This window comes from Cutibacterium modestum (assembly GCF_008326345.1).
Taxonomy (GTDB): domain Bacteria; phylum Actinomycetota; class Actinomycetes; order Propionibacteriales; family Propionibacteriaceae; genus Cutibacterium; species Cutibacterium modestum.
In genome coordinates this window covers 619,433-639,640 of record NZ_BJEN01000003.1, presented here as the reverse complement: position 1 = coordinate 639,640, position 20,208 = coordinate 619,433, and the positions used below count along the sequence as shown (strand labels likewise).

Sequence of the window (20,208 nt, the reverse complement as noted above, 5' to 3'; positions counted from 1 at the left end):
ATCAGGGGGTGGGGACGGCACCGAAGATGCCGTCGATGATCTCCTCGACGGGCACCCGGGTGGCGACGGCCTCGAAGGTGAGGATGAGCCGGTGACGGAGGACCATGTACCGCATCGCCCGCACGTCGTCGGGGAGCACGTGGTCTCGTCCATGTATCAGCGCGTGGGCACAGGCAGCCTGAACGAACGCGATCGCGGCCCGCGGGCTGGCACCGTACTCCAGGCAGCGGGCTTGCTCCTGGGGAAGGTAGTCGCCACCATGGCGGGTCGCGTGGACGATCTGAACGATGTAGCGCAGCAGCGCCTCGTCGACGTACACCCGCCGCGACAGGTCCTGGAGCCACAACACGTCCTGCCGGCTCACTACCGGAGGCACAGTGCGGGACTCGAGGGCGCCGGACTTGAGACGTCGCAGCATCTCTACCTCGTCGGCTGGCGACGGGTAGTCGACGATCGTTTTGAGGAGGAAACGATCCATTTGTGCTTGCGGCAGCACATAGGTGCCCTCCTCATCGATGGGGTTCTGGGTTGCCAGCACGAGGAATGGATTGGGCATGGGGTATGTCTTGGCCCCAATCGTCGCTTGTTTCTCCTGCATGGCCTCGAGCATGGCAGCCTGGGTCTTGGCGCTAGATCTGTTGATCTCGTCCAGTAGTACAACGTTGGCATGCACCGGGCCCAGCTCGGTGGTGAACGTTCCGCTGCCGGGGTTGAACACCTGGGTGCCGATGATGTCGCTGGGAAGCAGATCAGGGGTACACTGTACTCGCGAGAAGCTGGCGTCGACGGTGGAGGCCAGCGTCGAGGCCGCCAGCGTCTTGGCCAAACCGGGCACCGATTCCAGGAGCACGTGGCCGCCGCCGATTAACCCGACCAGCAGTGCCGTGCGCAACGCCTCCTGGCCCACAACTTTTGAGTCGAAGGTGTGTGAGATCGCCTCGACGAGACGGCGCGCCTGAGCCGCCTCGCCCGGATCGATCCTGGGGCCCCTCCCGTCAGGTTCACCGCGACGGGGCCATTCTTCCCCTGTCGTCTGACCGGTCGTCCCTGCACTCATTGTGTGTCCTCCTTGTGGTCCTGGGACCATTCCATCGTCCTCGTCCTGGCCTGTTCTCGTCGCGCCACTGCGGCAGGGTTGATGGGCGTGCCGCGGGCCGTTGGCGTCTCGTCGGCTCGTCTGTCGGGACTCCCCCATGCCAGGCGCAGCGCGCGGATCGCCGGGAGGCCGAGGAGCACGACGCCCACCAAGGTGCATACGCCTCGGGTTAGGTCGATTCCCATTGAGGTGCGCACCGAGTAACGGATCAGCCGCTGCATCGTGATCATGCTCGACAAGCCAGGCACGAACGTGTCAGAGGTGGTCTGCCCAACAGCGCTGCCCCCGTCGGTGGGCCAGCCGATGAGGTTGAGCAGGACTCCCAGCACCGGCCCGCACAGCACGGCCAGCGGCCATGAGAGCAGCCACGCAGGTTTAGTGGGAACCCGCACCAGTAGTGCGCCAATGAGCCCTGTCAGGCCCCACGTCAGCATCTGGCCGGGCAGTGGTGTTGCGACTGTACCGACGAGCATGCTGGAAAGCAGGCATGTGCCAGCCCCGACGAAAAATCCCGCCGATGCCCCGGCAGACACCCCAACCAGGAGGGGCAGGACGAATACCGGCTCCACTCCGAACACGCGCGGCGACATCGTCACCCGCACCAGCGCGTTCACCACGACGAGGCACACCAGCAGCCCAACCCGCCAGATCCGCCGGCCGTCGTCGACCCACCGACACACCGCCAGCAATACGAGACCAGTCGTCAGGTAGACGACCATCGCCTGGGACTCGGTGGAGATCTGCTCGCGGGTGCCCGCATGCATCGAGTCGATAATCGGGGCCACCAGCCAGACCGCAACCGTCCCGGCCAGGATCGCCGTGACGACGCCACTACACCAGCTGCGCATGGGCCCTGCCCTCCTTCGCACCGACCCCCGGGATGAGGGTCACATCAGCAGTCTTGACTACGTGGCAGCCGGGGAACACCTGGGCAATCTGGGGTGGGTAGGGCAGGTTGTCCACCACGGAGCTGGGACGTCCGTCGGCCACAACCTCGTGCTCATCGACGACGAGAACCCGGTCGCACCATCGGGCCACCAGGTCGACGTCACGGCACGCCATGATCACGCTCGCGCCGCGCCGGCGCACCGCCTGCACTAGGTGGTCGCCGCTGGCGGCATCAACCGCCCACCCCGGATCGACCCACAACACGACCTCGCCGCCTGCGCACGCTAACACGTCGGCGAGCAGGCGTTGCTGCCCCTCGCCGTGTTCGTTACCCCGGCGGGCGCCGACTGGCCCCAGCACTTCATCAACTAGTTTCATGCTCGTCTCGATCGGGATATCGGCCCGGCGATCGACGATGTCGCAGGCCCGTCGCACGCTCGTTTGACGCAGCAGGGCATGCAACAGGCGATCGTCAATGCCCCGTGGACACACGGTTGTGGCCAGACGGCGTGCAACCCGGTGCGCCTGAACTGGTTCGCAGGCCATGACCCCCAACACTTGACCGGCGCGCACGTCGATCAATCCCCCCGACAGGCGTAAGGACGCTGGATCGACACGCGCGATTACTGGCCCCTGCACCGACAGCACTCTGCATGGTGCGGCTACCCGCATGTCTCTCCTCAGCCCCTGCCAGGCTCGAGGCTCCCCGGTGGTACGGCTCACGGAACGTGCTCTTGTAGGGTGCCCGCTTTGGATGGTTCGAGGGGACGGCGTCCCAGGTGTGTACCACGATCAGCCCGTCACCACCGTAGGTGGTCATCCGCATCTTGTAGCGGTGATGTTTCAGGCCGCGAGGCAACTGGTAGCCGATGTCCACCGGCTTGGAGGGGTTGTCCATACACACTTGGGCCGTGTCGGGACTATCGAAGCGCGCCATCACCCCAAGGCTGCCACTGCAAAAAAACTCATCAGGATTAGGCTTCCGGGCCTTGGTCACGTTCACCCAGTGTCCCGCATCGTCCTGGTACTCGATCTGGTACGCCCCCGTCACCATCGACCCGACGGTGCGTACACCGATCGTCTGACCCACGGGCTTCTCCAGACCCCAGCCGTCCCCCAGCACGGTGGGTTTCAGCGTCCCATATGGCACGAAACTGCCTGCCGCCTTGTCAAGGTTCGCCATGGTCACGTCATCGGGGCCCACGAAGATCCATGCGCTGGGTATCTTTGCCGGATCATCCTGAATGGTGGGGAATCCCAACCTGGTGCCCACGATCCCGGTGTCACCGACGACTACCGGCTTGTCACCCACCGCGAAGCGCTCCAGCCGCGTCAACTTACCGTGGTCATTGGTACGCACGTAGTAGGCCGCTAGCCGCACGCGGGTGCCGGGCCTCCCGGTCACGTCGACCCCCGAATAGGACACCTCTCGTGCCGGGCCTCCCATTACACTCACAGTGCATTCATGAGTGGGGTCGGCGCACAACCGGTCCGACATCAGTATCTGCATGAGCCGCAACCGGCCACGAGGCTGCACCGATGGCCGTCACGGCGGTCGCCAAGCGCATCGCCCTGCCAACCTTCACAATCCATCCCTTCTGCGACCCCAGCCGCACAAGCCATGACATAGCGGAAGGGGTCCGGCGAGGCACCACGCTCCCGCCGAACCCCCCTTGTTACTAGTTTTATTTCTTGACGGGCGGATCGATTGACGGAACTTCTTTTCCGCCCAGGGTCACACCTACCCAAGTGTTCTTACCTGGTGTCGGCACCATCATGTCCCACTTGCCGCCGGGCTTAGAAACCATAGAGTACACCCAATACTTCCCCAGATCCGGACTGTCAGTAACACCATTAACCGTGTGGATCAGACTCACCCCGCCCTCCGGGGCATACGTGATTCCCACCGCCTTGAGCGGCTCGGTCCGGCCATCACCATCGGAATTGGCCCACTGGCCACCCACACTGCACCACACCAGAATCCCCGGCTTAGCCTTCCAATTGTCCGGAATGATCGGCTTCTGGCTCATGTCGCTACTGTGGTCCACCACCACCGTCTGACCCTCACCAGCGACACACGGCCCGTCGTGCCAGCCCGGAGCACCAGAGACTGACCCAGCCGCTTGAGCTGTTCCCGCCCCGGTTACAGCACCAGCTGCTAGCAACACCGCAACGAGCGGGCCAGCCCCACGCCGACTTATCACCGACATTCCCATCTTCTGTGTCATCATGGCATCTATATCCTTCCTCAATAGATGATGAAGTAAGCAAACACTCTGTTCACCATGGCCTGCTCAGGCTCCGGTGGCTGGCAGGCCAATGGGGGCTGACCCGTCACCGACACCCGAACCGCCGATTCCACCTTGGCCCCTGGGATCGGGGGAACCAGTATTCCCACCATGGGTGGCCGGGGCACCGGGGCGCCCGGCACGGGGGTGATCCCCTACCCCTGGCTTCACCGGTGATCCCGACTGATCCTTCGGAGTGGGTAACGACGTAGGCGTCACCGCCGGGGTCAGTTTACCCGCCGGGGTCGGCGCCACGGTCGGAGTTGGCTTCGGGCTCACCGTAGGAGTCGGAGTCGGTGTCGGGGTCGGTGCGGGGGCCTCGCCGTACTGGGGCCGGTGCTCGGGCCGATTCGGATCATCACCGGCGAAATAGAACTTCGCCCCGGGATTCTCCGGATCGTCCGTGTGTCCATCGGGGTAGAGGGCAATGGCCACGGCCATCCCCTTCACCGGCTTCTCAGGCAACGCGAGGTAACCCACATCAGCCGGCTTGCCGGGTTAGTCCTCATCGTCGTGAACCTTCTGCGGCCACGCCAGCAGGGCACCGTCCTTGCCGGGCAGCACCGTCACCGCCGAGTTACTGATCCGGTCACCAGATGACGTCTCATCGCTGTCGGGAGTGATCCCCAGGAAGCGGTGCCACCCGTTGGCGTCCACCGTCCCGGGAACACCCACCATCGCAACCCAGTTCGCAGGCTGCGCCTCCGGTTCGTAATCATCACCCTCGGCATGGTTGACCGGCTCCAAGCCCTTGTGGCAGCGCACCAGCCAGCCATCCTTGACATGGGCGTCGGTGTACGTGGTCGTGTCCGGATTCAAATCACCCCGGTCCTTCGGATCCAACGCCGCGAAATCGATGAGAACCGAATAGCCCTCCTCATCCTTGGCACACCAGCCCGCATGCCACTGATCCGCCGACGCCGTCGGAATCTGCTTCACATCATCATCGGCCCATGCCGGCATCGTGAAGCCCCCAACGGTCATCACAACCGCCAAGCCTCCCGTCGTCCACCTCACCATCGAATTCCTTATCACCATTAATACGTCACCTTTCCTCACGCGTGGCCGACTTCAAACACACATGCACCCACCGGGCGCATCACTCAAAAAGATCCGTACCAACCTCATCATCATCGTCGCCTTCTTGGCCGCGGCGCCTACCGCGGATCAGCCACCACACCAGCGCAGCGGCAGCAACCACCGCAACACCGCCAGCGCCCCAGGCCCAGCCAGGCACTCGACGGTGATCATCCAGGACAGCAGCGCTCTTCCGCTCACCACCCCACACCCGGCCACCACTGGCAGACGATGGAACCCGGCCAGCCGCCATACCCCGACCAGACGACAGCGGCGAGGCCGACTGGGACGAGGAAGCAGACGGGTGGGGCGTGCGCGGAGCCTTGCCCACCTTCGAGTTCACCCGGCCACCCGCATGAACATCCCGGCGAGCATCATTCCCACGCCGGACAGCATCCCGGCGAGCACCACCATGACCAGCACCGGTCGAACCACCATGATGCGAACCAGAACCACCACGCCCGGTCGAACCATTATGGTGCGGGTCAGGATGCGGCCTGACATGAGGAGTCGGCCTGCGATGATGCCGCGGCCTGTGCGGATGCGGCCTGTTCCCCGACGGGTCCCGTGTGGGACCACCCGTGGGAGCAGAAGGCCGCGGCCGAGGACCCCCACTCGGCGTGGGAACAGGCTTGGGCTTGTCATCAGCATACCGAGGAGTCAGTGTTCGTTCCGGATGTCTCGGATACATCCTCGGATACCGCGCCGCCTCACCCAGACACACAGAAGTGAGATGCCAAGCCTCTCGGGAAAAGCAGCTCTTGTGGACACCTTCCTTACTATCGTATTCGTCCTTCCCATATGCGATGTAGAGGACGGTGCCATCCACGACATCACTCTTCTCGACATCACCATTGGCATCCTGGAAAAGGATTCTGTTACCTGCACCAGCCGAGGGCCACGGGTCATTCGCCGAGGAACCATGCAGCGGCCACCCACCCGACAAGCCACCAGAGGCATCCGGACGAATCCACACGCCAGGGTTGAAGACATATTCTTCGATATATCCAGGAACACTGATGGGTTCTTCCACACCTCGCACATGCAAAAGCTCTTTCACCGCGGAATCGGAAACAGCCTCATTGGTATTCTCCGGGTCCGGGCGCTTGTAGTCCTGAGTCTTCTTGGTGAAGAGCCCCACCGAACTGAGCGCATCAGACCAATCCACTGCCGTGGACGACGACGTCACATTCGCCCCGTACGGACCCTCATGACAGCGCACGATCCAGCCATCGGCCACCGTGGGACCAAACTGGCGAATATGCGCAGAGGTAGGCGTCAAATCACCACGATAACCCTCCGGGGCATCGGAGAAATCGACGACCACCGCATACCCCTCACCCCTGCGGCACCAGCCATCACGCCATCGACCACCCTTGTCGAAGAACGTCTGCCGCGAGGGACCATAATCCGGATACACCCCCAACTCCCCATTCGAAGGCGGAAAATCCTCATCATCACCGGACGCCACCGCACCCGGCACACCAAGCCCACACAACGCGCCCATCACCGTGACAACAATTGTCGCCACCACTGCCCACCGCCGACTTAACAAATTCCACATAGCAAGAACAAAAGCCGAAAACTTCACCGGTGGTGGGGCAGCCAAAAAGCTTCCCCACCACCATCACTGAGAATGACTAAAACGTCACCTTGTCAGTCAACGGGCTCTTCCTGGGCCTGATGAGCACCTACATTGTCATAAGACTGCAAGCCCCGCAGCGCCGGAACTGCCTGCGTCGTCGCCATCATGGCTCCAACGGACGTCTTCACTGACCCCGGGAACGAGCCGTCAGACTGCTGCTGACCGGCAAGCCACGCCTGCCCCTTGACAGCCTGATCCTTGTGGTCCGCGTCACCAGCCCGGTACAAGCCTGGAGCCACCCACGCAGTCGTGTTCACGTTCCCCTCGCTACCTGAGGGAGTCCAAGCGTCACCCTGCTTGGCGGCATTCAACCGCCCCTCCAGGTTTGAGACAGCTTTGGACTTTTCCGCATCTGAACCCTTCACATGCGACAGAGCCGTAAGCATAAGACCATCAGTGTCCGGATCAGCCCACTTGGGAGTCTCCGAGGCATAGCCGGTGGCCGCTTTGAACAGCTTCTGCGGGATCGGTTTGCCCAACCGCTCCAACGCGATCATGTCTAAGGCCTGATTCGTTGCATACTCGGTGAAATCCGTGGCCGATGTTACGGGCTTGGCGTAATCGTGCCCGTCATAGGTGGTTGACTCGCCGGCCGCCAGCAAGGTGATTGTCACCTTCGCACACCCACCCACATTCTTCGGCTTGCAATAGGATGGCCCCTTGGCCTTGATGTCATTCTTGATCGCGGTGAACGTCGCCGCATCGGTCTTACCGGCAGAAATCAAAGCAGCGCCCCATCCAACTCCGGACCCAAATCACCCTTCGTCAGATCGCCACTGTGCCCGTTGATGTAGTCGGCTGCCTTACCGGCCTGGGCAGTGTAATCGGAAGGCCCAGCCGCCTGGGCTGCCTGAGCCGGGACCGCCATCACCCCCACCGTGCCGGCGGTCACCGCGGCCGCCACCAGCGAGCCCAACACTCGGCTACGCTTCGTTGCCAGTTTTACTGCCATGACTTCTCCATCTACTCGGAGCGTTCCGGGGGGAACCGCGGGCAGCACTGGCGTTGACGCGTCGGTGTCGACTCCGTAATCCACGACGGAACCTTAAACCTGCCCTGACGCTCCTGGTACTCCGGCTCCCACGCCTTGCAGCGTGGACACGGTTGCGGGTCAGTGCCGGATTCTCACCGGCTTCCCCAGGCCACTCGGGTATCAACCATTCCTTTGGGCTGACAGCGAGCACTATACACCTACTCCACCGGAAACTGTTAGCTTTTGCCCCCACCAACACACCCCAAAAAGACCCTCCTTGTCAGGTGGCCACACCACCCCGAAATGTAAAATTACTGACACAAACAGCTAATTATCAACGGGGGCATACAGTGGTGCTCGGGTCGTTGGACAACCAGATCACCCGCCACGGCTACGTTACGGAGGAGATGAACCGCATCTGGTCGGAGTGATTGACGGTTCAGAGCTGGTATGACGTCGAGGCTGCCCTGGTGTGGGTTCAGACCGCCCCGGAATGATCCCGGCCAGAACCGGTGCCGAATCACCACGCAGACCAAGGCCACCGACACCGTCATGGCGCAGGTCTTTAGCGGTGGAAGCGGCAATCCCTTCGCCGGGGCGTTGACGCTCTACGGTCGGCCCTCAACGGCACCCGCCCGTAAGCGTCCTCCTTGTCAGCGAGGGCATCGACGGAGTAATAAAAATCCCGAGCTCGTCGCACAGCCCCTGCATCGCCTCAACCCGGCAGCGTTCGACCTCGTGATCCTCCGGGGCCAGGGCAGCCACCAGCGATTCCAGCAGGATAAGGTAGCAGGCCCTGGACCGAAACGCCGTCGAGGATTCCGAGGCCACCAGCAGGACGTGGTCGGCATATCTGCGCATTGGGGTGGAGGAACGGTTCGTCAACAGCACCGTCGTCATGTTGCGCTCGTGAAAGAGCCGCAAGACCGATTCAACCATTCGGGAATGCCGGTCGAACACGGATGCCAACAAGACGGCGTCGTCAGGAAGGTCAATGAGCTGATGGGCCATCCGGTCGGTTGATTCCAGCAGGATGACGTCACGTCGGTAGTAGCGCGCTAACAACCCGAAATAGTCGAGCAGGGTGTGCCCGGGCGCGGCCGCGGCGAGGCACAGCGGACGGGAATCGTCGCGTAGCACCTCAACGACTCGATCAAATGCTTCTCCATCCAAGGAATTCAGGCCAATATCAATACTGCGTCGGGCAGCTTCCATTTTGGAACGCCACATAGCTCCCGGCCCATCAGTCGTAGGGCCGTTGGTGGTGCGATCATTAGAAAGGTCGAAGTTGGCGGCGACCTCCTCGCGAAGACTCCGCGAGAAGTCACGGAAGCTGGCATAGCCCAGCTTGCGCACGAAACGCGTCACCGACGCCGTGGAGGTACCCGTCGCGACACTAATCTCGTCCAAGTTCTCCAGAGCCAAGTGAGGAAAGGAATCCTCAAAGTACTGGGCGATGACCGCATCGGTCCGCGTCATCGTCTGTAACTCTCCCAACCGGGCGTACAGCCCCTCACACGCCGAGCCCATCGACTCAGCCATCGTCATCTCCTCCAAGATCAAGATGTGTGCCCGCCGCAACCATGCCGGCGGAGGGCACATATTTTACTCCCGCCTCAGATGAGGATCAGGCTCGAGGCGATCATGACGATGAATCCGACGAGCATTGGAAGCGAGGAGTTGACCGATGATATCGAACCGGACGCTGCCGGAACTTTCCGTGCCTTTCAGTATCGCCACCGACGGCCTGAGGATCATTTTGATGAGCACCTGATGGTATTGGGTGGATCAGTGGCGTATATCCCGATGTTCTGATCGGGGAGGATAACTCGCCTAGCCGGGTCATGGCCGGAGGCGCACGTCACGTGGACGGGACGTCCTCGGCAGGAGGATGCCATGCCAGCGGAAGAGGATGAGCCGGGTGAAGCGCCTCATCATCCTGACGAACCGACTTCACCCTTCCGATCTCACTTCCCCGGTACTCAAACCGACAGGTGACGATGCCGTGACCCGATCCCCACACCCAGCCACGTCCGTAGTCGTCATGGATGAGATCGGCCCCGGGAGGCCAATTCTGCTCGTCGAAGGCTCGGCGTCGTCCGAAGGGTCCAGGCTGGATGGGGGTGATCTCCTCAGTCGCCTCGGGTTCGTCGAGTAGCTTCCCCTCGTTGTCAATGACGAAAAGTTCTTCCTGAGCGGACGTGGCGAAATTCGACACCCCAACACCCAGCAGTCGCACTCCTTCGCGCAGGTCAAGGGAGTCCAGCATCCGCACCGCCAGCTGGGAGATCCTCTCCGGCGAGTCAGTGGCTCCACTCAGGGTCAGCGACCGCGACCACACGGTGAAGTCGGCCATTTTCGCTTTGAGGGTGACAGTGCGGGCGAACTGCCCGGACTTCGTCAACCGTCTACACACCAGACCCGCATGGCGTTCCACGATCTGGCGGCACTCCTCACGATCAGTGAGGTCGTGTTCGAAGGTATCTTCCACTGAGATCGATTTGGCGATTCGGCTGGCCACTACCGGTCGGTCATCCCACGCCCGTGATAAAGCGACGAGGCTCGCCCCAGCAGCATGGCCCACTTCGTGGACCAATTCGGACTCCCTCGCGGCTCGAACGTCGGCGATGGTGCGAAGCCCCAACTTCTCTAACCGTTCCGCCGTGACCGGCCCTACTCCTGGGATAGCCCGGGCAGGAAGAGGCGCGATCGTGTCAGCCTCAGTGCCGGGGGCGATGAGGGCGATCTGGTCGGTATGGCCACGCTGCGGCTTGGCCATCTCGGAGGCGACCTTGGCCATGAACTTGCTCGACCCGATACCCACCGAGCAGCTCAAGCCCTCGGTGCGCTCCGCCACCCGGGCGCGCAATTCAGCGGCAACCTGATGCACAGCGTCAGGGTCCTCGACGTCGATTCCTCCAGCTTCCAGATCAACGAAAGCCTCGTCGAGACTCAGCGGCTCAACGAGCGGCGACATCTCCCGCAGGGTCGCCATGACGGCCTTCGAGGACTCCCGATAGGCCTCAAACCGTCCAGACAAAAAAGCAGCATGTGGCGCCAATCGACGGGCCTGAGACCCGGCCATCGCCGAATGCACCCCGAATGTGCGGGCCTCGTAGGAGGCCGTCGCAACTACTCCCCTACCACCGACCCCGCCGACAATGACGGCTTTGCCAACTAGGGAGGGCTTATCCCGTTGCTCCACCGAGGCGAAGAAAGCGTCCATGTCCAGGTGGAGGATCGACGCCGTCGATCTCATGCCCGACGCCGGTACCCGACGAAATCGAAGCCGCCACGAGGTTCACGACGGGTCTCCACCCACACCGCAGGGTCGAGAGCGGGGAAACGCACCGCACCATTCGGACTCTGATGGACCTCAGTAATGTCGAGCTCGTCGCACAGTTCGAAAGCATCAGCGTAGATCTGTCCACCTCCGGCAATGAAACAAATCTCCTCGCCGGCCTCCCGCGCCATCTCGACGGCCTCGCGCGGGCTAGTTGCGACGTCCACCCCTTCCGCCGACCATTGCCGGTCGCGGGTACAGATGATGTGACGACGTCCAGAAAGTTTGCCGATCTGTTCAAAGGTACGACGCCCGAAAACCAACGTGTGGCCCATTGTCACGGTCTTAAAGCGACGGAAATCCTCACTAATGTGCCAGAGCATCTCCTGCCCTGACCCGATGACGCCGTTATCGGCGACGGCGGCGATCGCAACAACCTTCATCGATCCTCCTGCGGCTCCTAAGAAACCCGGCCCCGGCACCCGATCAGACCGCAATCGGGGCGGGCAGCGCCGGATACGGGTCATAGCCAGTCAGGGTGAGATCGGACAGCTCGAACCCGTCAATGTCACGGACATTCGGATTGACGGTGAGCGTTGGCAGATGCCGCGGCTCACGCTTCAACTGCTCATGGGCCTGGTCAAGGTGGTTGAGATACAGGTGGGCGTCGCCCAACGTGTGAACGAACCGCAACGGTTTGAGCCCGGTCACCGACGCCACCAGATAGGTGAGCAAGGCATACGAGGCGATATTGAACGGCACTCCAAGGAAGGTGTCACCGGAACGCTGGTACAACTGGCAGCTCAACCAAGTCGGCTCTCCCCGATCATCTGGGGTGACGTAAAACTGGAACAGGGTGTGGCACGGCGGCAGAGCCATCTCGTCGACCTCGGCCACATTCCACGCCGAGACGATGTGACGACGCGACCACGGATTGGTACGAATCTGCTCAATGACCTTGGCGATCTGATCAATCGTGCCACCGTCCCCATCGGGCCACGAACGCCACTGACGCCCGTAGATCGGCCCTAAATCACCATTCTCGTCAGCCCACTCGTCCCAAATATGGATGGCGTTGTCATGCAACCAGCCGACAGTGGTGTCCCCACGCAGAAACCACAACAACTCCCCGAACACGCTGCGGGTGTAGATCTTCTTCGTGGTCACCAGCGGAAATCCCTCGCGCAGATCGAAGATCATCTGGTGGCCGAAAACGCTGAGCGTCCCGGTCCCGGTGCGGTCCTCGCGGCGTACACCCTCGTCAAGAATCCGTTGCAGCAAGTCGAGGTAGATCTGCATTCAGCGGCCCTCCAGATGCGCGACGACCGCCGGGACAATCGCGCGAACAGCTTGTCCCCGATGGCTGATGGCGTCCTTAGCCTCTGGAGTCATCTCAGCACTCGTGAGGTCGCCGGGCTGGGCATCGGGGACGAACATCGGGTCATAGCCAAACCCGTTCTCTCCGCGGGCCTGCGAAATGATCCGCCCCTCCATCGTCGCCACCTTGGTGATCTCGGTGCCGTCTGAATCGACGAAAGCCATCGCGCATACAAACCTGCCATGACGGCGGTCGTGCGGAAGGTCGAAGGTCTGATCAAGCAGCAACTGAAGGTTGCGCGCGTCGGTGGCCTTAGGCCCCGACCAGCGTGCCGAACGGATGCCGGGCATCCGGTTGAGGGCGTCAACCTCTAATCCGGAATCGTCGGCCAAAGCAGGCAACCCGGTGTCGCAGGCTGCGGCACGCGCCTTAATGAGAGCATTCTCGACAAAGGTTCTACCGGTCTCTTCCGGGGCCGGGGCATCGCTGACCTCCGCCAGACTGACAATCTCGACGTCAGTGCCCGCTGCCTCGAAAGTACGACGCAACTCAACCAGTTTCTTCACATTATTCGACGCCAACACGATCCGGCTCACAGCGCCACCCCCAAAACTTCGGACTGGGCCTGCTTGAGGGTTACGCAGCCACCGGCAGCGAGGTCAAGCAACTCGTTAAGCAGGTCACGGTTGAAGGGGGCACCCTCCGCCGTTCCCTGGATCTCAACAAAGTCCCCACTGCCACTCATGACAACGTTCATGTCCGTGTCGGCACGCGAATCCTCCTCATAGGCCAGATCAAGCATCGGGACGCCGCCGACCACACCCACCGAGATAGCCTGCACCGACCCGGTGATGGGCTCGCCAACCAGTCCACCACGTTTACGCAGCCAGTTAACGGCGTCGACGAGAGCGACATAAGCACCAGTAATCGAGGCGGTACGAGTCCCGCCATCGGCCTGAAGCACGTCACAGTCAAGGATGATGGTGTTCTCGCCCAGCGCCTTGTCGTCAATAACGGCTCGCAGGGAGCGCCCTACCAGACGAGAAATCTCATGAGTACGACCTCCGATCTTGCCCCTGCGAGACTCGCGGCCGGACCGCTCATTGGTAGCGCGCGGAAGCATCTCGTATTCAGCGGTGACCCACCCCAGCCCGGACCCCTTGCGCCAACGCGGCACTCCCTCCGTAACCGAGGCATTACACAGCACAGTGGTGCGCCCAAAACTCACCAACACCGAACCCTCAGCCTGGGACAACCAGCCGCGTTCGATCCTGACGTCTCGCAACTGGTCCAGGCGGCGTCCGTCAATTCGAGAAGTCTCACTCACCCTGCCAAGGGTAGTGGGCTGCACTGACACCCAGCGGATGCAAAGACCCCGCGCCGGAGTCAGTCTCGAACAACCGCGCGATCACCGAAAGAGTGCGCCTCGGCATGCACCGACTTCACATCGTGAACAAATCCCTCCATAAGGCGTCGTCCCAGTCTCTCGAAACGCTCAGCATTCCCCGTGGTAAGAAAATAGCGGCTCGACTCACGAGGCCGGGAATGCAACAGCCCAGATTCAGCCGTCAAAGAGTACGAGGCGCGGGCACACTGATGAGACGAAGAAATAAGGGTGACGTCATCGCCCAAGACGTACGCAATAAGCCCAGCCAGAAGCGGGTAATGAGTACACCCCAGAATGAGGGTGTCGCAACCAGCCTCCTGGATAGGCGCCAGATATTGCCGAGCGATAGCCTCAAGCTCCGGTCCGCTCGTGATCCCCTCCTCGACAAAAGGAACAAACTTCGGGCACGCCTGAGTCGTCAAAGTGATGCCGGGCACCGCAGCTAAAGCGTCCTCATAGGACAGGGAACGAGCCGTCGCCTCAGTACAAATAACGCCGATTCGCCCGTTGCGGGTAGCAGAACTAGCCCGACGCGCGGCTGGCATGATGACGTCAATAACCGGCACCCCGTAACGCTCCCGGGCATCCCTCAACACCGCCGAGGATGCGGTATTACAGGCGATCAGCAAAGCTTTAACGCCATGAGCAACAAGCCGATCGAGGCACTGTAGGGCATAGTGCCGTACGTCCGCGATGGTCTTTTCACCATAGGGAGCGCGATCCGTGTCCCCCAGATAGACGATGTCTTCGTTCGGCATAAGGTCAACAACAGATCGAGCCACCGTCAGCCCCCCGAATCCGGAGTCGAAGATGCCGATCGGTGAGTCGACAACGTCGAAATCAGGTTCGGTCACGGCTCGACAGACTACCGCGCGAGTTCTCCAAGCGACCACTCGCGGGAAGTCACGACACCCCCATCTGGACGATACACTCCCATAGGGTCATTAAGGTAAGGCTTTGCTATCATCTAGTGATACGCCGGGTCCCGACGGCAGCATGGAATCACTTCATTGGGGGAGACAACATGACGAGGCATATACATCGCAACACCGCAGACAACCAAGGCGTCGTGCCACTCAGTTCACTGACGGCAGGGCAGAACGCGACCATTGAAGACATCACCATTGACTGTGCCGATTACATCCGTCGCCGTCTTCACATGCTCGGTTTCGGGCACGGTCGCGCCGTCACCAAGATTCGCCAGGCCCCCTTCGGCGGCCCCATGGTGTTTCACGTCTGCGACGTCCAGATGTGCCTTCGCCGCGCCCAGGCAGACATGATCATGGTCCGCCCGGCACCCCAGACCGCGCCGCAGCCGGTCGTCGAGCCGTGTGCCACCACTGCTCTCGCCTAATCAACCACCTTTCATCCTGCACAATCCACGTAGAACCCACACCCATTCGAGGTTTATTGATGCCCATACCCACCGCAGCGCCCTGTCACACCGTTCCTACGACGGAACCGAGGACGGATTCACCCAAACTGGCCCTGGTGGGCTCCCCTAACGGCGGTAAGACGTCGATCTTCAATCAACTCACCGGCTTGCACGCCAAGACCGGAAACTATCCCGGCGTCACCGTCTCCCGTAGTACCGGCGTCTGCCGGATCGGCAAAAATGAATACGGCATCGAAGACCTTCCCGGTACCTACTCCCTGACCCCCATCTCCCCCGATGAGGAAGTCGTCGTCCATGCCCTCGAAGGCACGATGAAGGGCATCCCTGCCCCCGACGGCGTCCTCGTCGTCGCCGACTCGACGGCACTACGTCGATCCCTTCTGCTGCTTGCAGAAACATTGGCACTCGGCCTGCCCACTGCCGTCATCGTCACCATGACCGACGAGCTACGCCGCCGCGGAGGCAGCCTCGACACCACCGCACTGTCCCAGGCCTTGGGCGTACCCGTGGTCTCGGTAGTCGCAAACCGTGGCATCGGCATCGGCGAGCTGCGTCACCTCATCACGGACTGGCAAACCTGGGACCGCCCCCCGGTGCCGCCGCCCACTGCCACCGAAGAACTTGCCGGGTGGGTGGATTCCGTGCTCGCCAGCGCTGGCTACCAGGACCCCCACCTCGACTCACGCACAGAACGAATCGACAAAGTGCTACTCCACCCAGTGTGGGGAACCATCGTCTTCTTCGTCGTAATGTTCCTGTTCTTCCAGGCGCTGTTCACATGGGCGGCACCGGCCCAAGACGCCATCGACAACTTCTTCGGCTGGTTAGGAAGCTGGGTCGACGACAACGTCTCCAACCAGATTCTGGCCGGTCTGCTGGGCGACGGAATCATCGGCGGTGTCGGCTCCGTGCTGACCTTCGTCCCACAGATCCTGCTGATGTACCTGCTGTTGGCTCTGCTAGACGCAGTGGGTTACATGTCACGTGCGGCATTCCTCATGGACAAAGTCATGAGCCGTGCCGGGTTGGAAGGGCGAGCCTTCGTCGCCATGCTCTCGTCCTTCGCCTGCGCCATCCCCGGCGTGATGGCCACCCGCACCATCCCCTCGGCCAAAGACCGCATCGCGACGATGCTTGGCGTTCCGCTAGCCACCTGTTCGGCGAGACTGCCCGTCTACGTATTGCTGGTGGGAATGCTCATACCCAACACCACGCAGATTGGGCCGTTCTCAGGCCGAGGCGTGGCAATGTTCCTGCTCTACCTGCTTGGTGCCGTCTCGGCGATGACCGCGGCATGGGTCGTCAAGAAGATCACCGACCGTTCCGGCATCCTGCTGCCCTTCTACATGGAAATGCCGCCGTATCGCATCCCCACCTTGCGTTCAGTGGGCATCGCGATGTGGGAGCCCACCAAGGCCTTCCTACACAAGGCCGGCACCATCATCATGCTGACAACCATCGTCATCTGGGCACTCACGACCTTCCCGATGCGTTCCAACGCCGAACTCACGAAGGCCGGCATCGACCCCAGCAATGACGTGGCCGTGGCGGCCTACACCATGGACCACTCCATCGCTGGAAGCATCGGCAAGGCCGTCGAGCCCGTCTTCGAGCCTCTCGGATTCGACTGGCGGATCGACGTTTCCCTCATCGGCTCCCTGGCCGCCCGCGAGGTCTCGGTGTCGACCTTGGGACAGATGGCCTCGGCTACCGATCCGGAAGATGACGTGGACGTCTCCCATCAACTTGACCATTGGACCTGGACCCATGGACCCGACAAAGGCAACAAGGTCTTCACCCCGGCCACCATCGTGGCACTCATCCTCTTCTTCGCCTACGCCTTGCAATGCATGTCGACCGTGGCGATCATGAAACGGGAGACCGGTGGATGGAAGTGGCCTGCCGTGGCCTTCGGATACATGTTCGTGCTGGCTTGGGCCATGGCCTTCATCGGACGTCTCGTGACAAACCTACTGATGTGATAAAGCTCGCCTGTCATCCATCCACCGCCGTTCATCCGGAAACAACCGCCGACCCTGCCACTCTGCGCTGGGTGGTCTCCGGGATCACACTGCCCTTCGCCGGGCTCTTGGTAAGCGCCCCCGGCCTCGACGAGTTCCTCAACCAGGTGCGCGTCGAAGCGACGGTCGGCGCCGTCATGGCGACTGTCCTCGAGGGCACATGGGGACGCATCGGTGCCGGATTCCGGACTGCCTTAACGACGGCCTTGGAGCGCACCGATGAATGGGTGGGCGGCCCTGACAGTCAGCCCCTTAATGAGGTCGAGACCTTGCGCCGCTGTACCGATGAACTTATCGCCGGGCCCGTCGGCGCGGTTGCCGCGATGCACGGTGGATCCATCGAATTAGTCGACGTGTCGGTCGACGGTCAGGAGCGCAGGGTTGACGTCGCTATGAAAGGAGCTTGCCGGGGATGCCCGGCAGCCGTCATGACCCTGCATCAGCGCCTGGAACGTCAGCTAAGTTTGCGATTACACGAACAGGTCACCGTTCATGAAGTCTGACACCTACTCCGACAGCTCCACCTCCACGAGCACCTCCACGACGAGACCGAGCCACTCGTAGACGCACTCCTCCTCGGCCTCTAATTCTTCTTGGGCCACCCGAGCGACTTCGTCGGCGGTGACCTGGTCGATAATCCCCAGTCTTGCGGCCATCATGCCTCGCAGCGCGTTGACGGTGCGAAGCCATCGTTGCGTCATCTCAGGGTTCATGGAGATACGGCCAGTTCGGCGCAACGTCTCCACGTCAATGCGCAAGGCCTGAGCGTCTTCCCATCGCGCCGCGACGTCCTCAGCGTCATGATCGGCATGGAAGTGGGCATCCGCTGAGTCGTCGTCACGGTAGGCGCTCGGTAGGATGGACCGGCGTACCCTGTCGTCCTCCTGGAGCCCAGAAAACTGGCTCTCCCAAAAAGCGAACGGGTCCCCGCCCAAACTGGGAGCAGTACGCAGACGCGACAAGGCCTCCACGTAGTGTCCTAGAGCATTCTCAATGCCAATGATTTCGACGTGTTCCAGGTACCAGACCCAGCGGGTTCGGGTGCCCTCAATCCTCATCCTTGACCGCCCTTTTCGACTGAGGCCTGCAGACCGTAGCCGTGCATGGCGTGCACAGCGATCTCCATCTCTTCCTTGCTGCCCTCTGCGACCGTCGCTCGTCCCTCGTTATGAACCTGGATCATGAGTTGGGTCGCGCGTTCGCGCGGATAACCGAAATACCTCATAAACACCATCGTCACGTAATCCATAAGGTTCACCGGGTCGTCCCAGACGACCGTCGTCCGCGTCGACTCCTGGTCGGCAAGACGGTGTGCAAGGGGTTCTGCGGTGGCTACAGGCATGGCCTTATTCTGTCACTCGGCTGGGACACTCAAACCTCACGCGCACAGAACGCATCCCTCAAACTATGGCCCATTAAACTATGGCCCATGTCGACCGCACTGTTCACCGACCACTACGAGTTTACCATGGTCGAAGCGGCCATGGCATCGGGGACCGCCGACCGGCGCTGCGTTTTTGAGTTGTTTCCCCGCCGTCTGCCTGAAGGGCGCCGCTACGGTGTCGTGGCCGGTACCGGACGCATCCTCGACGCCATTGAGAACTTCCGATTCACCGACGAGGACGTCTCCTTCTTAGAACGCACCAAGGTGGTCGGCCCGCAGATGGCCGAGTGGCTATCACGCTACCGATTCACCGGATCCATCCACGGTTACGCTGAAGGCGATCTTTACTTTCCTGGCTCCCCGCTGCTCACCGTTGAAGGCACCTTCGCAGAGGCCTGTGTGCTCGAAACGGTGCTGCTCAGCATCTACAACCATGACTCTGCTATCGCCTCCGCTGCATCCCGCATGGTCATGATGGCTGAAGGCCGCTCGATCATCGAAATGGGCTCGCGACGCACCCACGAAGAATCCGCAGTCGCTGCCGCCCGCGCCGCCTGGATCGCCGGTTTCGGCCCCACCTCTAACCTGGCTGCCGGGATTCGCTATGGCGTCCCCACCTCTGGTACCGCTGCCCATGCCTTCACCCTCCTCCATGACACCGAGGAAGACGCCTTCCGTGCCCAGCTGGCCGCCTACGGCGAAGAAACGACCTTACTCGTCGACACCTATGACATCGACAATGCGGTACGCACAGCCGTCCGCCTTACCGACGGACGTCTCGGTGCGGTTCGCATCGACTCTGGCGACCTATCTATCGTCGCCCGCCAAGTCCGCGACTTACTTGATGACCTCGGCGCCTCAAACACCCGCATCATCGTCACCAGCGACCTTGACGAGTGGCAAATCGCCGCCCTGCGTGGCGCGCCCGTCGATGGATTCGGCGTCGGAACCTCCCTGGTGACCGGCTCGGGAGCTCCGACCTGCTCCTTCGTCTACAAGCTGGTCGCCCGCGCCACCACAAACGGCCGTGACGCCGAGTTGCTGCCGGTGGCTAAGAAGTCGTCCCACAAAAACACCGTAGGCGGACGCAAGTATGCGGTGCGCCGCATTGGCTCAGGTGGGATCGCCACCGCAGAGGTCGTCGGGGTTGGTCAGCGACCAGCCGCCGATGCTGACGACCGCAGTCTCATCGTTCCACTCATCGTCGACGGCGAGGTTGTAGGCCGTGAACCGCTGGAGGCGGCGCGTAAACGTCACCGGGCTGCCATCGCCGAGCTGCCCATTTCCGGACGACGCATCTCGCGCGGCGACCAGGCCATCCCGACAGTCATGGTGAAGCAGGGCGACGATGGCGCTGACGCCGTTCTTGGAACAACCCTCTCCTGAGCCCCCACCACCAGGAAAGCCCCAGACACGTTGAAATATGTGACAAGCGGGTTATTCGTGCCCGAA

Annotated in this window: 23 protein-coding genes and 2 pseudogenes; 6 read left to right on the top strand and 19 right to left on the bottom strand. The window is 61.9% G+C overall.

From position 1 onward, the window contains the following. Position 1 precedes the first annotated feature (1 nt). The 10 genes and pseudogenes from F1563_RS11470 to F1563_RS11420 all read right to left on the bottom strand — a co-directional run. Positions 2-1,057: an AAA family ATPase gene (locus F1563_RS11470; protein WP_002546933.1), complete on the bottom strand. Its 1,056-nt coding sequence runs from the start codon at positions 1,055-1,057 to the stop codon at positions 2-4. After that, positions 1,054-1,944: a hypothetical protein gene (locus tag F1563_RS11465; protein WP_002528533.1), complete on the bottom strand. Its 891-nt coding sequence runs from the start codon at positions 1,942-1,944 to the stop codon at positions 1,054-1,056. The genes F1563_RS11470 and F1563_RS11465 overlap by 4 nt, the downstream gene beginning before the upstream one ends. Then, positions 1,928-2,446: an ATP-binding cassette domain-containing protein gene (locus tag F1563_RS11460; protein ID WP_227431931.1), complete on the bottom strand. Its 519-nt coding sequence runs from the start codon at positions 2,444-2,446 to the stop codon at positions 1,928-1,930. Before F1563_RS11460 ends, F1563_RS11465 begins: the two co-directional genes overlap by 17 nt. A gap of 10 nt (positions 2,447-2,456) precedes the next feature. Continuing rightward, positions 2,457-3,431: a hypothetical protein gene (locus tag F1563_RS14420; protein ID WP_227431947.1), complete on the bottom strand. Its 975-nt coding sequence runs from the start codon at positions 3,429-3,431 to the stop codon at positions 2,457-2,459. Positions 3,432-3,669: 238 nt separating this feature from the next. Beyond that, a complete protein-coding gene (locus F1563_RS11450; RefSeq protein WP_007433982.1) occupies positions 3,670-4,215 on the bottom strand; it encodes a hypothetical protein in 546 nt (181 codons plus the stop codon). 63 nt (positions 4,216-4,278) lie between these two features. After that, positions 4,279-4,707: a hypothetical protein gene (locus tag F1563_RS11445; RefSeq protein WP_503826439.1), complete on the bottom strand. Its 429-nt coding sequence runs from the start codon at positions 4,705-4,707 to the stop codon at positions 4,279-4,281. Between the two features lie 63 nt (positions 4,708-4,770). After that, complete coding sequence (locus F1563_RS11440; protein ID WP_002528538.1) at positions 4,771-5,310, bottom strand: hypothetical protein; 540 nt, start codon at positions 5,308-5,310, stop codon at positions 4,771-4,773. A gap of 61 nt (positions 5,311-5,371) precedes the next feature. Further along, positions 5,372-5,692, bottom strand: coding sequence for a hypothetical protein (locus tag F1563_RS11435; protein WP_227431932.1), 321 nt, complete (start codon positions 5,690-5,692; stop codon positions 5,372-5,374). Beyond that, positions 5,689-5,853 carry a hypothetical protein gene (locus F1563_RS14415; protein WP_227431933.1) on the bottom strand — a complete coding sequence of 55 codons (165 nt, stop codon included), beginning with the start codon at positions 5,851-5,853 and terminating at the stop codon, positions 5,689-5,691. The genes F1563_RS11435 and F1563_RS14415 overlap by 4 nt, the downstream gene beginning before the upstream one ends. Before the next feature lie 1,155 nt (positions 5,854-7,008). After that, positions 7,009-7,862: pseudogene (locus F1563_RS11420) on the bottom strand (prenyltransferase/squalene oxidase repeat-containing protein); the annotation flags it as partial. Positions 7,863-8,317: 455 nt separating this feature from the next. On the opposite strand from F1563_RS11420, the pseudogene F1563_RS11410 reads away from it, so the two are divergent. Further along, positions 8,318-8,519, top strand: a pseudogene (locus tag F1563_RS11410) (lyase family protein); the annotation flags it as partial. Between the two features lie 69 nt (positions 8,520-8,588). Here the strand turns inward: F1563_RS11410 and F1563_RS11405 are convergent. Then, positions 8,589-9,524, bottom strand: a complete 936-nt coding sequence (locus F1563_RS11405) for a MurR/RpiR family transcriptional regulator (RefSeq protein ID WP_172623706.1) — start codon at positions 9,522-9,524, stop codon at positions 8,589-8,591. 63 nt (positions 9,525-9,587) lie between these two features. Between F1563_RS11405 and F1563_RS11400 the strand changes: the two genes are divergently transcribed. Further along, positions 9,588-9,782, top strand: a complete 195-nt coding sequence (locus F1563_RS11400; RefSeq protein ID WP_002528545.1) for a hypothetical protein — start codon at positions 9,588-9,590, stop codon at positions 9,780-9,782. Positions 9,783-9,828: 46 nt separating this feature from the next. Here the strand turns inward: F1563_RS11400 and F1563_RS11395 are convergent, their stop codons facing one another. Genes F1563_RS11395 through murI form a run of 6 tightly spaced genes read right to left on the bottom strand, consistent with a single transcriptional unit; the run spans position 9,829 to position 14,809 of the window. Beyond that, positions 9,829-11,226 (bottom strand): DNA polymerase IV, encoded by a 1,398-nt coding sequence (locus F1563_RS11395; protein ID WP_002528546.1) that lies wholly within the window; start codon positions 11,224-11,226, stop codon positions 9,829-9,831. After that, positions 11,223-11,693 (bottom strand): dihydrofolate reductase, encoded by a 471-nt coding sequence (locus tag F1563_RS11390; protein WP_002528547.1) that lies wholly within the window; start codon positions 11,691-11,693, stop codon positions 11,223-11,225. Before F1563_RS11390 ends, F1563_RS11395 begins: the two co-directional genes overlap by 4 nt. 43 nt (positions 11,694-11,736) lie before the next feature. After that, positions 11,737-12,549 carry a thymidylate synthase gene (locus F1563_RS11385; RefSeq protein ID WP_002528548.1) on the bottom strand — a complete coding sequence of 271 codons (813 nt, stop codon included), beginning with the start codon at positions 12,547-12,549 and terminating at the stop codon, positions 11,737-11,739. After that, entirely contained in the window at positions 12,550-13,164 is a 615-nt protein-coding gene (rdgB, locus tag F1563_RS11380; RefSeq protein ID WP_002528549.1) for an RdgB/HAM1 family non-canonical purine NTP pyrophosphatase, read from the bottom strand. After that, positions 13,161-13,925, bottom strand: a complete 765-nt coding sequence (gene rph, locus F1563_RS11375) for a ribonuclease PH (RefSeq protein ID WP_166806742.1) — start codon at positions 13,923-13,925, stop codon at positions 13,161-13,163. The genes rdgB and rph overlap by 4 nt, the downstream gene beginning before the upstream one ends. A gap of 29 nt (positions 13,926-13,954) precedes the next feature. After that, positions 13,955-14,809, bottom strand: coding sequence for a glutamate racemase (gene murI, locus F1563_RS11370; RefSeq protein WP_002528551.1), 855 nt, complete (start codon positions 14,807-14,809; stop codon positions 13,955-13,957). A 182-nt stretch (positions 14,810-14,991) separates the two neighbouring features. Between murI and F1563_RS11365 the strand changes: the two genes are divergently transcribed. The 3 genes from F1563_RS11365 to F1563_RS11355 all read left to right on the top strand — a co-directional run bounded on the left by F1563_RS11365 (position 14,992) and on the right by F1563_RS11355 (position 17,875). Next, positions 14,992-15,309 carry a FeoA family protein gene (locus F1563_RS11365; RefSeq protein ID WP_036958446.1) on the top strand — a complete coding sequence of 106 codons (318 nt, stop codon included), beginning with the start codon at positions 14,992-14,994 and terminating at the stop codon, positions 15,307-15,309. Between the two features lie 137 nt (positions 15,310-15,446). Further along, entirely contained in the window at positions 15,447-17,333 is a 1,887-nt protein-coding gene (gene feoB / locus F1563_RS11360) for a ferrous iron transporter B (protein WP_036958426.1), read from the top strand. Continuing rightward, the gene (locus tag F1563_RS11355) at positions 17,333-17,875 is read left to right on the top strand and encodes a NifU family protein (protein WP_036958447.1); all 543 of its coding nucleotides are present in this window, start codon (positions 17,333-17,335) and stop codon (positions 17,873-17,875) included. The genes feoB and F1563_RS11355 overlap by 1 nt, the downstream gene beginning before the upstream one ends. A gap of 3 nt (positions 17,876-17,878) precedes the next feature. Here F1563_RS11355 and F1563_RS11350 read toward each other — a convergent pair whose 3' ends face one another. Together F1563_RS11350 and clpS are read right to left on the bottom strand one after the other, a co-directional pair. Then, a complete protein-coding gene (locus F1563_RS11350) occupies positions 17,879-18,430 on the bottom strand; it encodes a DUF2017 family protein (RefSeq protein ID WP_002528556.1) in 552 nt (183 codons plus the stop codon). After that, entirely contained in the window at positions 18,427-18,714 is a 288-nt protein-coding gene (clpS, locus tag F1563_RS11345) for an ATP-dependent Clp protease adapter ClpS (protein ID WP_002528557.1), read from the bottom strand. Before clpS ends, F1563_RS11350 begins: the two co-directional genes overlap by 4 nt. A gap of 87 nt (positions 18,715-18,801) precedes the next feature. Here clpS and F1563_RS11340 point away from each other — a divergent pair, with 87 nt between their 5' ends. Continuing rightward, positions 18,802-20,142 (top strand): nicotinate phosphoribosyltransferase, encoded by a 1,341-nt coding sequence (locus F1563_RS11340; protein WP_002528558.1) that lies wholly within the window; start codon positions 18,802-18,804, stop codon positions 20,140-20,142. Positions 20,143-20,208 lie beyond the last annotated feature (66 nt).

What these genes read in the sequence shown, in the direction of transcription:
- F1563_RS11470 (WP_002546933.1), bottom strand. Translation starts at nt 1,057, where the DNA reads ATGAGTGCAGGGACGACCGGTCAGACGACAGGGGAAGAATGGCCCCGT.
- F1563_RS11465 (WP_002528533.1), bottom strand. Translation starts at nt 1,944, where the DNA reads ATGCGCAGCTGGTGTAGTGGCGTCGTCACGGCGATCCTGGCCGGGACG.
- F1563_RS14420 (WP_227431947.1), bottom strand. Translation starts at nt 3,431, where the DNA reads ATGGGAGGCCCGGCACGAGAGGTGTCCTATTCGGGGGTCGACGTGACC.
- F1563_RS11450 (WP_007433982.1), bottom strand. Translation starts at nt 4,215, where the DNA reads ATGATGACACAGAAGATGGGAATGTCGGTGATAAGTCGGCGTGGGGCT.
- F1563_RS11440 (WP_002528538.1), bottom strand. Translation starts at nt 5,310, where the DNA reads ATGGTGATAAGGAATTCGATGGTGAGGTGGACGACGGGAGGCTTGGCG.
- F1563_RS14415 (WP_227431933.1), bottom strand. Translation starts at nt 5,853, where the DNA reads ATGTCAGGCCGCATCCTGACCCGCACCATAATGGTTCGACCGGGCGTG.
- F1563_RS11400 (WP_002528545.1), top strand. Translation starts at nt 9,588, where the DNA reads ATGAGGATCAGGCTCGAGGCGATCATGACGATGAATCCGACGAGCATT.
- F1563_RS11395 (WP_002528546.1), bottom strand. Translation starts at nt 11,226, where the DNA reads ATGAGATCGACGGCGTCGATCCTCCACCTGGACATGGACGCTTTCTTC.
- F1563_RS11390 (WP_002528547.1), bottom strand. Translation starts at nt 11,693, where the DNA reads ATGAAGGTTGTTGCGATCGCCGCCGTCGCCGATAACGGCGTCATCGGG.
- F1563_RS11385 (WP_002528548.1), bottom strand. Translation starts at nt 12,549, where the DNA reads ATGCAGATCTACCTCGACTTGCTGCAACGGATTCTTGACGAGGGTGTA.
- F1563_RS11350 (WP_002528556.1), bottom strand. Translation starts at nt 18,430, where the DNA reads ATGAGGATTGAGGGCACCCGAACCCGCTGGGTCTGGTACCTGGAACAC.
- clpS (WP_002528557.1), bottom strand. Translation starts at nt 18,714, where the DNA reads ATGCCTGTAGCCACCGCAGAACCCCTTGCACACCGTCTTGCCGACCAG.
- F1563_RS11340 (WP_002528558.1), top strand. Translation starts at nt 18,802, where the DNA reads ATGTCGACCGCACTGTTCACCGACCACTACGAGTTTACCATGGTCGAA.